The sequence below is a fragment of the Streptomyces sp. NPDC127595 genome (assembly GCF_042671685.1).
Classification (GTDB): Bacteria; Actinomycetota; Actinomycetes; order Streptomycetales; family Streptomycetaceae; genus Streptomyces.
Window position 1 is genome coordinate 335,161 of sequence record NZ_JBHXWK010000003.1, and the last position, 14,732, is coordinate 349,892.

A 14,732-nucleotide genomic window follows, 5' to 3' on the forward strand; every position below is an offset into this window, starting at 1 on the left:
AGTAAGTAGCTGTGTTATCTATAGTCGAGTACGAAAAAGAAGCCCAGCGAGAGTCCCGGATCCGGAGCCAGCGCTGCCGCTTCTGACTGACCACACCCCAGTCCCCCCTTGGAGATCCCCATGGCCACCCTCCTTCACATCGACTCGTCCGTGTTCCCGGGCTCCGCCTCCGCCTCCCGTGCGGTGACGGCCGCTTTCCGCAAGGCCTGGGAGGAGCAGCACCCGGAGGGCACGGTGATCTACCGCGACCTGGCCGCGAACCCGGTACCGCACATCACCGCCGACGCCCACTCCGCCGGCTTCGCCGCTCCGGACACGCACACCCCCGAGCAGGCCGCCGCCTTCGCCGCGCGCGTGACTCTCATAGAGGAACTGGAGCAGGCGGACGCGATCTTGATCGGCGCCCCGATGTACAACTTCGCGATCCCGTCGACGCTCAAGGCATGGCTGGACAGCATCATCCTCATGGGCCGCACCGCCGCGACCGAGGACTCGAAGATCGCGGGCACCCCGGTCACCGTGGTCGCCAGCCGCGGCGGCTCCTACGCGCCGGGCACCCCGCGCGAGTCCTTCGAGTACGTGCAGAACTACCTGGAAGCCGTCCTGCGCGACTCCCTCGCCCTGGACCTCGACTTCATCGTCCCGGAACTCACCGCGGCGCCCCACAACCCGGCGATGTCCGAGCTGGTCCCCCTCTTCGAGGCCTCCCGCACGAAGGCCCTCGACGACGCGACCACCAAGGCCAAGGAACTCGCCGAACGCCTCGCCGCGTAGCCCCTCGCCCCTCCGGAGCGCGGCCCCACCATCCGCAAGGCCCCGTGTGATTGTCCTCACGCAGAACGATCATGCGGGGCGCCCACACGCAGTACCTCCGGGAGACCCGAGCACCTGGACCGCCCGCGCCGCGGACCCGACATCCCGACTCAGGCCCCCTCCCCGCTCCCCTTTCCCATCCACGACCGGCAGATCCACCTGGCGAGCGCTCCTGCCAGGACGGAGACAACGATCGCCCCCCAGTCGATGACGTGCGGAAGCCGGGCCAACGCCACCCCACGTCCCCGCCACCACCAGCACAAAAAACAGGGCCCCGAGCGTGAGATACCTCACCGCCGGGGCCCCTGCCACGTCCCTGTCCGGGCGTAAGCCTGCCTGCCTGCCTGCCGCACAACGAGAAACGGGCCCCACCCGGACTCTCGTCCCTGGTGAAGACCCGTTCCTTCGATACTTCGTGTGGTGCGCGAGGGGGGAGTTGAACCCCCACGCCCTTGCGGGCACTGGAACCTGAATCCAGCGCGTCTGCCATTCCGCCACTCGCGCATTTGGTGTGCCGTCCGTCTCCCACCAAGTGGTGTGAGCGCCTGCCGACATCGAGAAGATTAGCACGCTGCTCAGGGTGGAATCACATCCCTTTCCGGTGCCCCGCACCCCCGCGCGGACCGCGCCCGCGCCCCTGGGGAAGCCGACCCGCACCCCTCCGAAACAGGGCTCCCGCCCAGGCCACCTCGCCCGCGCCCGGTCGGCGTCGGCCACAGGTATCAAGCCGAACCGGTTCACGTATCAACCTCGTACCGGTCCTGCGCATCTACCCAGGAGCAGGACAGCCCGCACAGTCAGGTGCGGGACACTGGTCACGGGCCGCCTCTACGATCCATGGCAGGAGTAGCACCTGCGGGAGTTCGAAAAGGCAGTTCACAGGGAACTTCGGGAAGGGACTCCGGAAGCCGTCGACATCCGTCGACCGGGCCGACAGGGGGAACCACCCGATTTCTCGGCGCGTGGATACGATCAGTAAGCAGTACGAGCAGGACCCGCAAAACGAGCACGACCGGCAGTACAAGCACGACCCGCAGAACCCGCGTACGACCCGCAGAACCCGTACGACCCGCAGAACCCGTACGACCGGCAGAACCCGCACCACCCGCACCACCAACAAGACGACAACAGCAACCTGCACCAGGACGGCTACGAAGGAGGAGGTGCCCCATGGGAGTCCTGAAGAAGTTCGAGCAGCGTCTCGAAGGCCTGGTCAACGGCACCTTCGCCAAGGTGTTCAAGTCCGAGGTCCAGCCCGTGGAGATCGCCGGAGCGCTCCAGCGCGAGTGCGACAACAACGCCACGATCTGGAACCGCGACCGGACCGTCGTACCCAACGACTTCATCGTCGAGCTCAGCATGCCGGACTTCGATCGCCTCAGCCCCTACTCGGGGCAGCTCGGCGACGAGCTCGCCGGCATGGTGCGCGACTACGCCAAGCAGCAGCGCTACGCGTTCATGGGCCCCATCAAGGTCCACCTGGAGAAGGCCGACGACCTCGACACCGGTCTGTACCGGGTGCGCAGCCGTACGCTCGCCTCCTCGACCAACCAGCAGGCACCCGAGCGCGCTCCCGCGGGCCCGGCGGCTCCGGCCCCGGGCCGGCCGGGTGGCTACGGCTACCCGCCCGCCGCCCAGCCCGCGGGCGCTCCGCCCATGCCTGCCGCACCACCGCCCGGCGGACGTCCGGCCCCCGCGCCCATGGGCCAGCGGCCCACCGCGGCACCGGGCGCGCAGCCCGGCGGCCGGACGCGGCACTGGATCGAGGTCAACGGCACCCGCCATCAGATCTCCCGCCCGACGCTGGTGCTGGGCCGCAGCACCGAAGCCGACGTGCGGATCGACGACCCCGGCGTATCGCGCAGGCACTGTGAGATCCGGACCGGAACGCCCTCGACCGTCCAGGATCTAGGGTCCACCAACGGCATCGTGGTGGACGGGCAGCACACCACCCGCGCTACGCTCCGCGACGGCTCGCGGATTGTCGTGGGCAGCACCACCATCATTTACCGGCAAGCCGAAGGGTGAAGCGGGGGCAATGTCAGAGCTGACCCTCACGGTCATGCGGCTGGGTTTCCTGGCCGTACTGTGGCTGTTCGTGATCGTGGCCGTGCAGGTCATCCGCAGCGACCTGTTCGGAACGCGTGTCACACAGCGCGGGTCGCGACGGGACGCCAACAGGCAGCAGCCGGCCGCGCGCCAGGCCGCGCCACCGCCGCAACGCCAGCAAGCCGCACCCAGCGGCGGCCGCCAGCGTCGCGGCGCCCCGACCAAACTCGTCGTCTCGGAGGGCACCCTCACGGGCACGACGGTCGCACTGCAGGGGCAGACCATCTCGCTGGGCCGCGCGCACGACAGCACCATCGTGCTGGACGACGACTACGCATCCAGCAGGCATGCCAGGATCTACCCGGACCGCGACGGCCAGTGGATCGTCGAGGACCTCGGATCCACCAACGGCACGTATCTCGACCGGAACCGACTGACGACCCCCACGCCGATTCCGCTGGGCGCGCCGATCCGCATCGGCAAGACCGTCATCGAGTTGCGGAAGTAGTGCTACATCATGAATAGGCGCGAGCGGAGCGAGCACGCGGCGGCGGTCCAGACGAAGGACGCCCGCGCGCTCCCGACCGGAGGGTGGGCACCGTGCGGATGTACCCGGAGCCGACGGGCGAGGTGCGCATGAGTCTGTCACTGCGCTTCGCCGCCGGATCGCACAAAGGGATGATCCGCGAGGGGAACGAGGACTCCGGTTACGCCGGTCCCCGCCTCCTCGCGATCGCCGACGGGATGGGCGGCCAGGCCGCCGGTGAGGTCGCCAGCTCCGAGGTGATCTCCACGATCGTCGCGCTCGACGACGACGTGCCCGGATCCGACATCCTCACCTCGCTCGGCACCGCCGTACAGCGGGCCAACGACCAGCTGCGGATGATGGTTGAGGAGGACCCCCAGCTCGAAGGCATGGGGACCACCCTCACCGCCCTCCTGTGGACCGGTCAGCGGCTCGGTCTCGTGCACGTCGGCGACTCCCGCGCGTACCTGCTGCGAGACGGCGTACTGACGCAGATCACACAGGACCACACCTGGGTGCAGCGCCTCGTCGACGAGGGACGCATCACCGAGGAAGAGGCCACCACCCACCCGCAGAGGTCACTCCTCATGCGCGCGCTGGGCAGCGGCGACCACGTCGAGCCCGACCTCTCCATCCGTGAAGTCCGCGCCGGCGACCGCTACTTGATCTGCTCCGACGGACTGTCCGGGGTCGTCTCCCACCAGACGATGGAAGACACCCTCGCCAGCTACCAGGGCCCGCAGGAAACCGTGCAGCAGCTCATCGAGCTCGCACTGCGCGGCGGCGGCCCGGACAACATCACGGTCATCATCGCCGACGTCCTCGACATCGACGGCGGAGACACCCTCGCGGCCCAGCTCTCCGACACCCCGGTCGTCGTCGGCGCGGTCGCCGAGAACCAGCATCAGCACCAACTGCACGACAACGGCGCCATGCAGACACCGGCCGGCCGCGCATCCAGCCTCGGCCGCCCCGTGCCCGGACAGGGCGGCGGCGAATTCGGCCCACCCGGCAGCGGCGACACCACCGGCTACGTCGACACGAGCGGCTTCGGCGGCTACTCCGACGAGGACTTCGTCAAACCGCGAACCGGACGCAAGTGGCTGAAGAGATCCTTCTACATCGTGCTCGCACTCGGCGTCATCGGCGGCGGCCTCTACGGCGGCTACCGCTGGACACAGACGCAGTACTACGTCGGCGCCAAGGGCGAACACGTGGCGCTCTACCAGGGCATCAGCCAGGACCTGGCCTGGGTCTCCCTCTCGAAGGTCGAGAAGGACCACCCCGAGATCGAACTCAAGTACCTGCCGCCCTACCAGCAGAAGCAGGTCAAGGCGACCATCGCCGAAGGCGGCCTCAGCGACGCCAAGTCGAAGATCGACGAGCTCGCCGTGCAGGCCTCCGCCTGCAAGAAGGACTCCGAGCGCCGCGCCGCCGAAGCCGACAACAACGCCAAGACCGGTGAGGGCGAGGCAGGCGGAACCACAGGAACCACAACCACCTCCCTGACGTCCAAAGCCACGCCGACGCCGACCCCCTCGGCGTCCACGTCCACAACCGCACCCACTCCCACACCCGGCCCCAGCCTCTCCGACGAGGAGCAGAAGCTGGTCTCGCTGTGCGGTAAGCAGTAAGCAGCCGTGAGGGGCCCTGTCACACCATGAGCAGTAGTACGAACACGCCGACGCACCACACGTCCACGATCGGGTCGATCGGCACACCGAGCCGACGCAACACCGAACTGGCACTGCTGGTGTTCGCGGTGGTGATCCCGGTCTTCGCGTACGCCAACGTAGGCCTCGCCATCAACGACTCGGTCCCGCCGGGCCTGCTGAGCTACGGCCTCGGCCTCGGCCTCCTCGCCGGCGTCGGCCACCTCGTCGTACGCAAGTTCGCGCCGTACGCCGACCCACTGCTGCTGCCGCTGGCGACGCTGCTCAACGGCATCGGCCTGGTCGTCATCTGGCGCCTGGACCAGTCACCGCGGCTCCAGGCCAAGTCCACCTTCGTCGAGGCGGCCCCTCGGCAACTGCTCTACTCCGCCATGGGCGTCGCCCTGTTCGTGGCCGTACTGATCTTCCTCAAGGACCACCGCGTCCTGCAGCGCTACACCTACATCTCCATGGTCGGCGCCCTGATCCTGCTGCTCCTGCCGCTGGTCCCGGGACTCGGCCTGAACGTCTTCGGCGCCAGGATCTGGATCTCGATCGCCGGATTCACCATCCAGCCGGGCGAGTTCGCGAAGATCGTCCTGGCGATCTTCTTCGCCGGCTACCTCATGGTGAAGAGAGACGCGCTGGCCCTGGCCAGCCGCCGCGTCATGGGCCTCTACCTGCCGCGCGGCCGCGACCTCGGCCCGATCATCGTCGTCTGGGTGATCTCGATCCTGATCCTGGTCTTCGAGACCGACCTCGGTACGTCGCTGCTGTTCTTCGGAATGTTCATCATCATGCTGTACGTCGCCACCGAGCGGACCAGCTGGATCGTCTTCGGTCTGCTGATGTCCGCGGCGGGTGCCGTCGGCGTCGCCACCTTCGAAACGCACGTCCAGCAGCGCGTCCAAGCCTGGCTCGACCCGATGAAGGAGTACACGCTCAGCCAGCAGGGCGTGGCCGGACACACCGAGCAGTCCATGCAGGCCCTGTGGGCCTTCGGCTCCGGCGGAACCCTCGGCACCGGACTCGGCCAGGGCAACTCCGACCTCATCGGCTTCGCCGCCAACTCCGACTTCATCCTCGCCACCTTCGGCGAGGAACTGGGCCTGGCCGGAATCATGGCGATCCTGGTGCTCTACGGCCTGATCGTGGAGCGAGGCGTACGCACCTCACTCGCCGCCCGCGACCCGTTCGGCAAGCTCCTCGCCGTGGGCCTCTCCGGCGCCTTCGCCCTCCAGGTCTTCGTCGTCGCCGGCGGCGTCATGGGCCTGATCCCGCTGACCGGTATGACCATGCCGTTCCTGGCATACGGAGGCTCCTCCGTCATCGCCAACTGGGCCCTCATCGGCATCCTGATCAGAATCAGTGACACCGCCCGCCGCCCGGCACCGGCCCCCGCCCCCAGCCCCGACGCCGAGATGACCCAGGTGGTCCGCCCGTGAACAAGCCCCTTCGCCGGATCGCGATCTTCTGCGGGCTCCTCGTCCTCGCCCTGCTCATCCGCGACAACTGGATCCAGTACGTCCAAGCGGACACGCTGAGAAGCGACCCCAAGAACCGCCGCGTCGCCATCGAGCGATACGCAAGCCCCCGCGGCGACATCATCGTCGACGGCAACCCGATCACCGGGTCCAAGAAGACGTCGGGCGACAGCTACAACGACTTCGAGTACAAGCGCACCTACAAGGACGGCGCCATGTGGGCACCCGTCACCGGGTACGCCTCGCAGGCCTTCGGCGCCACCCAGCTCGAATCCATCGACGACGGCATCCTCACCGGCAACGACGACCGGCTCTTCTTCCGCAACACCCTCGACATGATCACGGGCAAGGCGCAGCAGGGCGGCAACGTCGTCACCACCCTCAACGCCGCCGCGCAGAAGGCGGCGTACGACGGACTGCTGAAGCAGGGCAAGGGCGCCGTCGCCGCGATCGACCCGGAGACCGGCGCGATCCTCGCCCTCGCCTCCACCCCGTCGTACGACCCCTCCACGTTCGCCGGGAACTCGACGAGCGTCGACGGCAAGGCATGGACGGCGCTCCAGAAGAAGAACGACCCCGACGACCCGATGCTCAACCGGGCGCTGCGCGAGGTCTACCCGCCAGGCTCCACCTTCAAGGTGGTCACCGCGGCCGCGGCCCTGGAGAACGGCCTGTACACGTCAGCCGACGAGAAGACCGACTCGCCGCTGCCGTACATCCTGCCGGACACCACGACCGAGCTGAAGAACGAGGGGAACATCCCCTGCAAGGACGCCACCCTGCGCGAAGCGCTCCGCGTCTCCTGCAACACCGTCTTCGGCAAGATCGGTGCCGACCTCGGCAAGGACAAGATGCTGACGGAGGCCGAGAAGTTCGGCTTCAACTCCGAGCAGTTCACGCCGGTCCGCTCCAGCGCCTCCGTCTTCCCCGAGAAGATGGACAAGCCGCAGACCGCGCTCAGCTCGATCGGCCAGTTCGAGACCGCGACAACCCCGCTGCAGATGGCCATGGTCGCCTCGGCCGTCGCCAACAACGGCACGCTCATGAAGCCGTACATGGTCGACAAGCTCCAGGCCCCCAGCCTGGACGTCATCGAGCAGACCGAGCCCGAGAAGATGAGCGAGCCGCTGTCCCCCGAGAACGCCGCGATCCTGCAGTCGATGATGGAGACGGTCGTCAAGGACGGCACGGGCAAGAACGCCCAGATCAACGAGGACGGCGTCACGGTGGGCGGCAAGACCGGAACCGCCCAGCACGGCGTCGACAACAGCGAGAACCCGTACGCCTGGTTCATCTCGTACGCCAAGCTCAGCGACGGCAGTTCCCCGGTCGCCGTGGCCGTGGTGGTCGAGGACGAGAGCGCCAACCGCGACGACATCTCCGGTGGTGGCCTGGCGGCTCCCATCGCGAAAAGTGTGATGCAGGCAGTCATCGACAGCACCAAGTGACCCCCGTCACGTCTCCTGCACATCCGTGCACGTTGGGATACCGGTCCTGTATCGAGTGACGATTGTGGCCAGGTCACAGAAGCCGAGCCGGGTACGGTATGCCCGGACGGCACACCGCCGGACCACACAAAGGTGCGGTCGGGACCGACGGAGAGGGCTGGTAGGTAGCTATGGAAGAGCCGCGTCGCCTCGGCGGCCGGTACGAGCTGAGCCACGTGCTCGGCCGTGGTGGCATGGCGGAGGTCTACCTCGCGCATGACACCCGGCTCGGGCGCACGGTGGCGGTGAAGACGCTGCGGGCCGACCTCGCACGCGACCCATCGTTCCAGGCTCGGTTCCGCCGGGAGGCCCAGTCGGCCGCCTCGCTCAACCATCCCGCGATCGTCGCCGTGTACGACACGGGTGAGGACTACATCGACGGCACGTCCATCCCGTACATCGTGATGGAGTACGTCGACGGATCCACGCTGCGCGAGCTGCTGCACTCGGGCCGCAGACTGCTGCCCGAGCGCACCCTGGAGATGACCATCGGGATCCTCCAGGCCCTGGAGTACTCCCACCGCGCCGGCATCGTCCACCGCGACATCAAGCCCGCCAACGTCATGCTCACGCGCAACGGCCAGGTCAAGGTCATGGACTTCGGCATCGCCCGCGCCATGGGCGACTCCGGCATGACGATGACGCAGACGTCCGCGGTCATAGGTACGGCGCAGTACCTCTCGCCGGAGCAGGCGAAGGGCGAGCAGGTCGACGCACGCTCCGACCTGTACTCCACCGGCTGCCTCCTCTACGAGCTGCTGACCGTCCGCCCGCCGTTCATCGGCGACTCCCCGGTCGCGGTCGCCTACCAGCACGTACGCGAGGAGCCGCAGCCCCCGAGCGTCTTCGACCCCGAGATCACGCCCGAGATGGACGCGATCGTGCTGAAGGCGCTCGTCAAGGACCCGGACTACCGCTACCAGTCCGCCGACGAGATGCGCGCCGACATCGAGGCCTGCCTCGACGGCCAGCCCGTCGCGGCCACCGCGGCCATGGGCTCCGTCGGATACGGCGGCTACGGCGCCGACCAGGCCACCACGGCCCTGCACTCCGCGGACGCCGGCGCCACCTCCATGCTCCCCCCGATGAACCCGGACGACGGCAGCTACGGCTACGACGACCGCCCCGACCGGCGCCGGCAGAAGAAGTCGAACACCTCGACGATCCTGCTGGTCGTGGCGGGGGTTCTGGTTCTGGTGGGTGCGATTCTGATCGGGAAGTACTTGTTCCCCGGCGACAACGCGGCCGACACACAGGTGTCCGTACCGCGGTTCGTTGACACGACCAAGGCAGAGGCCCAGAAACTGGCCGACAACTCCGAACTGCAGTTGGCCTTCACGGAGAAGACCTGCGAAGCCCAGCCCAAGGGCAACATCTGCACGCAGGACCCGGCCCCGGACACCAAGGTCGAGAAGAACAGCACGGTCAATCTGGTGGTGTCGACGGGGGCGCCGAAGGTGGCGGTTCCGAGCGTCGTCGGCAAGAGCCTTGACGACGCCAAGTCGATCCTCGAAGGCGACGACTACCAGTTCCAGGTCGAGACGAAGGACCAGGAGTCCACAGAGGATCCGGACACCGTCCTGGAGCAGGACCCGAGGCTCGGCACAGAGGTGGAGAAGGGATCCACCATCACCCTCACCATCGCCATCGAGAAGAAGCAGTCCACCGTGCCGGACGTCCTCAACCAGTCCTGTGACGCCGCCAAGGCGCAGATGACGGCCAACAACCTGGTCGGCGAGTGCACCGACGTGGAGACGGACGACCCCAACCTGGTCGGAAAGGTCATCCAGACCAGCCCGACGCCCAATTCGCTGGCCGACCCCGGGTCCAAAGTCCAGATCCAGATCGGCAAGGCCAAGACCCAGGTCAATGTCCCGAACATCAATGGGCAGACCCTCGGGGCCGCCAAGGCACTGCTCGAACAGGCAGGCCTCCAGCCCGGCAACATCACCGGCTCCCAGGACGACAACGCCGTTGTCCTGGGTTCGGACCCGGGCCAGGGCAACCCGGTCGACCCGGGCTCGGCGGTCAACCTGATCACCGCAGACCAGCCCGGCAACAACGGCGGCGACAACGGCGACAACGGTTTCTTCGGCGGCTCCACCGGATAGACCCGCCCGGACGGAGAACCACCGACTCCGCCCAGCACGATGACGAAGGCCCGGCTCCCTCATAGGGAGCCGGGCCTTCGTCATGCACACGGTGGTGGCGTCCCCAGGGCGGACTTGCCTAGGTCTCCCCACCCAGGTCATCGACATCCATCGACAATCCGTGCGAGATCCGACCACATCTTCATATACACCGACTCGTTGAACCGATGGGGCGGGAAACAGAGCTCTGCCCCTGGCCGGATGGCCACGACACGAGCAGAAGGGGCGGACCGTGATCAACGAAGCGGCTCTGCTGGAATCGAAGACACTGCGGGACAGCGTGCTGGAACGCACGGACGTACTGGACAGGGTGAAGGCGCTGTCGCTACTGCCGGACGGCATGCATGTGACGACGGCGATGGTGGCGGCGTACTTCGAAGTCGCCGAAACAGTGATCAACAACCTACTAAGCCGCCACAGGCAAGAGCTCGAATGCAACGGCCTGCGCATTCTCCGAGGCTCTGAGCTGCAAGAATTTAAGGAACTCAACTTGAGTTCCTATCGCAGTGGTTATCCACAGCCCCGCTCCAGCCTGGCCCTATGGTCCCGTCGAGCCGTCCTCAACGTCGCCATGCTCCTCCGCGACAGCGACGTGGCCCGGCAGGTCCGCACCTACCTCCTCGACATGGAGTACCTGGCGCGAACTCTCCCAGTGGAGAACCCCGCCCCGAGCGACGCCGTGCCGCTGGACGACCGCATCGACCAGCGCATCACCCACATCCTAGGCAAGACCGTCGTCCCGATGTTCAACGCCCTGATCGAGACATCGGGCGAGCACCGCGGGGAGCTGATCGCCCTGCGGGCAGGGGTCCAAACCGTCGAGCGCAGGCTCCGGCAGCACCACGCCAGGCTGCAACGCCTGGAAAGCCATCGAGAAGACCGCCCCCTCGCCGGAGTCATGGCCGCCATCGACGCCATGAACGGCCGCGAGTTCGAGGAGTACGTCGCCGAACTCCTGCGCCGCGACGGCTGCACCTCCGTCGTCGTACGGGGCGGCAACGGTGACCGGGGCGTCGACATCACCGGCCTTACCGCCGACGGGCGAACCCTGGTCGTCCAGTGCAAGAGATTCGCGCCCTACCTCTCCGTCACCAGCCCCGACATCCAGAAGTTCATCGGGGCGGTCAAGGTGCTGCACACCTCGGAGGTGGCGCTCTTCGTGGCGACATGCCCGTTCACCCGTGACGCCCTGAACATCGCCGGCGACGGCGGCATCACGGCCGTACACCGAGGACTGCTGGAGGAGTGGAGCGCCGGAGCAGCGCTGCCGGCTCTGGAGTAGTGGCACAAGGCTGACGGAGTTGCTCGCGGCAACTCCGTCGCCTCAGCGCAGTTCCTCCGGCGGCGTCCGGTCGCTGTCCACCTTCTCCACCCGCTCCAACTCCCCCCACACCACATACCGATCGCGCGAGGTGTACACCGGTGTGCAGGTCGTCAGCGTGATGTAGTGGCCCGGCTTCGTCTTGCCGGACTGCTTGGGGACGGACTGGAGGACCTTGACGTTGTACTTCGAGGTCTCCGGGAGGGTGGCGTAGACCTTGTAGACGTACCACTTGTCCTTGGTCTCGAAGACGATCGCGTCGCCCTCTTTGACCTTGTCGATGTTGTGGAACTTGGCGCCGTGGCCGTCGCGGTGGGCGGCGAGGGCGAAGTTGCCGTCCTTGTCGCTCGTCGGCAGGGCGGACTTGACGGGGTCCGTGTAGTAGCCGGCGACGCCGTCGTTGAGGACCTCGGACGACGTGCCCTTCTCGACAAGGACCTCGCCGTTCTTCATCGCGGGGACGTGCAGGAAGCCGATGCCGTTCTTGGTGTCCAGGGAACCCGGGCCGGTGTCCGCCGCCGCCCAGTTGTCGCGGACCTTGTCGCCCTGCTTGTCCGCCACGCGGTCCGCGACGACGTTCGTCCACCACAGGGAGTAGACGACGAACAGTCCGAGCACCAGACCCGCGGTGATGAGGAGCTCACCGAAGACGCTGACCGCCAGCGCCAGGCGGCCGGACCCGCCGCGTCGCGACGCCGGCACCGGCTCCTCGACGTCGGTGCGCTCGTCGCGGTCGGTCCTCGCTGCCACTGTGCATCTGCCCCGTCTGGTCTGTCGCGGGTTGTCCCGTGTGGTCTGTCGCAGGTGTCCCGCGTGCGGCTACTGCATGCTCCCGGGTGCTCTCACTGAACGAGCGCTTCCGGCTTGCCCTCGCTGCGCGGCCGGTCCTCGACCATCTTGCCCCACACGATCATCCGGTACTTGCTGGTGTATTCCGGTGTGCAGGTGGTGAGCGTGATGTAGCGGCCCGGCTCGGTGAAACCCGAACCCTTGGGCACCGGGTCGATCACGGCCGTGTTGCTCGGACTCGTCACCGGCAGGATCGACGTCATCTTGTAGACGAAGTAGTCGTCCTGCGTCTCGACGATGATCTCGTCGCCCGGCTCAAGCTTGTTGATGTACCGGAACGGCTCCCCGTGCGTGTTCCGGTGCCCCGCCAGCGCGAAGTTGCCCGTCTTGGCATCCGGCATCGCCGTCTTCAGGCTGCCCTCCGCGTAGTGACCGACCATTCCGCGGTCGAGCACCTTCGTCTTGCTCGTGCCCTCGGCGATCGGCGTGACCACGTCCAGCTTCGGAATGTGCAGGATGGCGAACCCCTGCCCCGGCTCGAACGTCCCCGGCTCCCCCTTGCCGGTCGCCCAGTCCTGCTGAAGATTGTTCGCGGCACTGTCCGCCTGCTGGTGCGCCCGCACGTTCGACCACCACAACTGGTAGGTCACGAACAGCAGCATCAGCACACCGGTGGTGATGAACACCTCACCGATCATCCGGCTCGCGATGACAGCAGCCCCCGGCTTCCGCGCCCGCTCCGCCCGCCGTGCCTCCATCCGGGTCAGAGGCGCCTCAGCGCCCTTCTCCGCCGACGTCAGGGACTCTTGGGGGTCCTGTGACTCCAGAGGCTCCTGAGGCCCTCCATGCCGCCCGTGGCGCCGGGCAGCCTTACGTCGGGCGGCACGACCTCCCGAGGCGGGCACCGGTGCGCTCGCATTACCGGCTATTCGGGGCGTATCCGTGATGAAGTCCGGCATCGGACCTGGCAGCGGGCCCGGAACCGAACCCGGCAGCGAACCCGGAATCCGCAGCGCCACCGTCTCGTCGTCCAACGGCGCGGGCGCCGCACGCGGTTGCTCGTACGGCACGGAGACCGGCTCCTCGTACGGCGGGGCCACCGGCTCCACGTACGGCGCCGTGACCGGTTCCTCGTACGACGGCTGCCGCGGCCGCGTCGGCTCGGACGCCGCGTACCAGTCGTGCGCGTACCCCTCCGGGTCGTACCACTCCTGCCTCTCAGAAGTCGACTGCCGAGGAGTCGACTGTTGAGGAGTCGGCTGTTGAGGAGTCGGCTGTTGATGGCTCGGCTGCTGAGGAGCCTGCGGCGGCAGAGGCGCAGCGTTCGGAGAGGCGGGCTGCGGAGGGATCCCCTGCAGCCCGGTCGTCGTCGGCTGTCGGAGCCCGGCGCTCGGCTGATGCTGCTGCCCGGTCGCCTGCCCCTGCCCCGCCCCCCGTACCTGCCCCTGCCCCCGTCCCTGTCCGGGCAGCGGATCCGTCAGCGGGTCGTCCAGCCGCTCGACCGCCGCCTCGAAAGCCCCGGTGCCCGCAAAGCCTTCCGGACCCGCGAAACCGTCAGCACCCTCGAACGCCTCGGCGCCCCCGTAAGCGGCCTCGCCGCCATAGGAGGAGCTCTCGCGCTCGGGGCGCAGCGCGGTCACGCCGTGACCCTGCCCACCACCGGGGCGAGCCCCACCGACCTCGCCACGGCACCCTGGTCGCCACACGCCACAAGCCAGTTGGCAAGCATGAGGTGCCCGTGCTCGGTCAGCACCGACTCGGGGTGGAACTGCACACCCTCGACCGCGAGTTCACGGTGCCGCAGCCCCATGATGATCCCGTCATGCGTACGGGCGGTGACCTCCAGCTCGGCCGGCACGGTCTCCGGCTCGGCCGCGAGCGAGTGGTAGCGGGTCGCCGTGAAGGGGGAGGGAAGGCCCGCGAAGACGCCCTGACCCTCGTGCTCCACGAGCGAGGTCTTGCCGTGCAGCAGTTCGGGCGCACGGTCCACGACACCGCCGTACGCCACCTGCATGGACTGCATGCCGAGGCAGACACCGAAGACGGGCACGCGGGTCGCGGCACAGTGCCGGACCATCTCGATGCAGACGCCGGCCTGCTCGGGAGCGCCCGGGCCCGGCGACAGAAGCACCCCGTCGAAACCGTCCTGGGCATGCGCCGTCGACACCTCGTCGTTGCGCAGCACCTCGCACTCGGCACCCAGCTGATACAGGTACTGGACCAGGTTGAAGACGAAGCTGTCGTAGTTGTCGACGACGAGAATCCGTGCGCTCACTGGTTGTCCACCGTCACATCATTGAAGGGAAGCAGCGGTTCGGCCCACGGGAAGACGTACTGGAAGAGCACGTAGACCGTCGCGAGGGCCAGTACGAGGGAGATGAGCGCCCTCACCCACGCGTTCCCCGGCAGATGCCGCCAGATCCAGCCGTACATGCCGTCCCTTCCGTCGTCGTACGGCACC

The 14,732-nt window shown here is 67.7% G+C and carries 12 protein-coding genes and 1 tRNA gene; 8 read left to right on the plus strand and 5 right to left on the minus strand.

Annotated elements, in window-relative coordinates:
* Positions 1-120 precede the first annotated feature (120 nt).
* Positions 121-774, plus strand: a complete 654-nt coding sequence (locus ACFVKT_RS12530) for an FMN-dependent NADH-azoreductase (protein ID WP_385730510.1) — start codon at positions 121-123, stop codon at positions 772-774.
* Between the two features lie 457 nt (positions 775-1,231).
* Here the strand turns inward: ACFVKT_RS12530 and ACFVKT_RS12535 are convergent.
* Positions 1,232-1,317: transfer RNA gene (locus ACFVKT_RS12535), tRNA-Leu, on the minus strand.
* A gap of 666 nt (positions 1,318-1,983) precedes the next feature.
* On the opposite strand from ACFVKT_RS12535, the gene ACFVKT_RS12540 reads away from it, so the two are divergent.
* From ACFVKT_RS12540 to ACFVKT_RS12570, 7 genes are all read left to right on the plus strand, one after another.
* Positions 1,984-2,841, plus strand: a complete 858-nt coding sequence (locus ACFVKT_RS12540; protein WP_385730512.1) for an FhaA domain-containing protein — start codon at positions 1,984-1,986, stop codon at positions 2,839-2,841.
* Positions 2,842-2,851: 10 nt separating this feature from the next.
* Complete coding sequence (locus ACFVKT_RS12545; RefSeq protein WP_385730514.1) at positions 2,852-3,370, plus strand: FHA domain-containing protein; 519 nt, start codon at positions 2,852-2,854, stop codon at positions 3,368-3,370.
* A 98-nt stretch (positions 3,371-3,468) separates the two neighbouring features.
* The gene (locus tag ACFVKT_RS12550; RefSeq protein WP_385731071.1) at positions 3,469-5,022 is read left to right on the plus strand and encodes a Stp1/IreP family PP2C-type Ser/Thr phosphatase; all 1,554 of its coding nucleotides are present in this window, start codon (positions 3,469-3,471) and stop codon (positions 5,020-5,022) included.
* Positions 5,023-5,048: 26 nt separating this feature from the next.
* On the plus strand, positions 5,049-6,485 hold the full coding sequence (locus ACFVKT_RS12555) for an FtsW/RodA/SpoVE family cell cycle protein (protein ID WP_385730516.1): 1,437 nt from the start codon (positions 5,049-5,051) through the stop codon (positions 6,483-6,485).
* On the plus strand, positions 6,482-7,972 hold the full coding sequence (locus ACFVKT_RS12560; protein WP_385730518.1) for a peptidoglycan D,D-transpeptidase FtsI family protein: 1,491 nt from the start codon (positions 6,482-6,484) through the stop codon (positions 7,970-7,972). The genes ACFVKT_RS12555 and ACFVKT_RS12560 overlap by 4 nt, the downstream gene beginning before the upstream one ends.
* A gap of 170 nt (positions 7,973-8,142) precedes the next feature.
* The gene (gene pknB / locus ACFVKT_RS12565) at positions 8,143-10,122 is read left to right on the plus strand and encodes a Stk1 family PASTA domain-containing Ser/Thr kinase (RefSeq protein ID WP_385730519.1); all 1,980 of its coding nucleotides are present in this window, start codon (positions 8,143-8,145) and stop codon (positions 10,120-10,122) included.
* Between the two features lie 271 nt (positions 10,123-10,393).
* Entirely contained in the window at positions 10,394-11,443 is a 1,050-nt protein-coding gene (locus tag ACFVKT_RS12570; protein ID WP_385730521.1) for a restriction endonuclease, read from the plus strand.
* A gap of 42 nt (positions 11,444-11,485) precedes the next feature.
* Here ACFVKT_RS12570 and ACFVKT_RS12575 read toward each other — a convergent pair whose 3' ends face one another.
* From ACFVKT_RS12575 to ACFVKT_RS12590, 4 genes are all read right to left on the minus strand, one after another.
* Entirely contained in the window at positions 11,486-12,232 is a 747-nt protein-coding gene (locus ACFVKT_RS12575; RefSeq protein ID WP_385730523.1) for a class E sortase, read from the minus strand.
* Between the two features lie 92 nt (positions 12,233-12,324).
* Positions 12,325-13,911 carry a class E sortase gene (locus ACFVKT_RS12580; RefSeq protein WP_385730525.1) on the minus strand — a complete coding sequence of 529 codons (1,587 nt, stop codon included), beginning with the start codon at positions 13,909-13,911 and terminating at the stop codon, positions 12,325-12,327.
* On the minus strand, positions 13,908-14,546 hold the full coding sequence (locus ACFVKT_RS12585; protein WP_385730527.1) for an aminodeoxychorismate/anthranilate synthase component II: 639 nt from the start codon (positions 14,544-14,546) through the stop codon (positions 13,908-13,910). The genes ACFVKT_RS12580 and ACFVKT_RS12585 overlap by 4 nt, the downstream gene beginning before the upstream one ends.
* Positions 14,543-14,731 (minus strand): hypothetical protein, encoded by a 189-nt coding sequence (locus tag ACFVKT_RS12590; RefSeq protein WP_385731123.1) that lies wholly within the window; start codon positions 14,729-14,731, stop codon positions 14,543-14,545. The genes ACFVKT_RS12585 and ACFVKT_RS12590 overlap by 4 nt, the downstream gene beginning before the upstream one ends.
* Position 14,732: the final 1 nt, after the last annotated feature.

Coding starts and splice junctions, on each gene's coding strand:
- pknB (WP_385730519.1), top strand. CDS start 8,143: ATGGAAGAGCCGCGTCGCCTCGGCGGCCGGTACGAGCTGAGCCACGTG.
- ACFVKT_RS12530 (WP_385730510.1), top strand. CDS start 121: ATGGCCACCCTCCTTCACATCGACTCGTCCGTGTTCCCGGGCTCCGCC.
- ACFVKT_RS12540 (WP_385730512.1), top strand. CDS start 1,984: ATGGGAGTCCTGAAGAAGTTCGAGCAGCGTCTCGAAGGCCTGGTCAAC.
- ACFVKT_RS12550 (WP_385731071.1), top strand. CDS start 3,469: ATGTACCCGGAGCCGACGGGCGAGGTGCGCATGAGTCTGTCACTGCGC.
- ACFVKT_RS12545 (WP_385730514.1), top strand. CDS start 2,852: ATGTCAGAGCTGACCCTCACGGTCATGCGGCTGGGTTTCCTGGCCGTA.
- ACFVKT_RS12555 (WP_385730516.1), top strand. CDS start 5,049: ATGAGCAGTAGTACGAACACGCCGACGCACCACACGTCCACGATCGGG.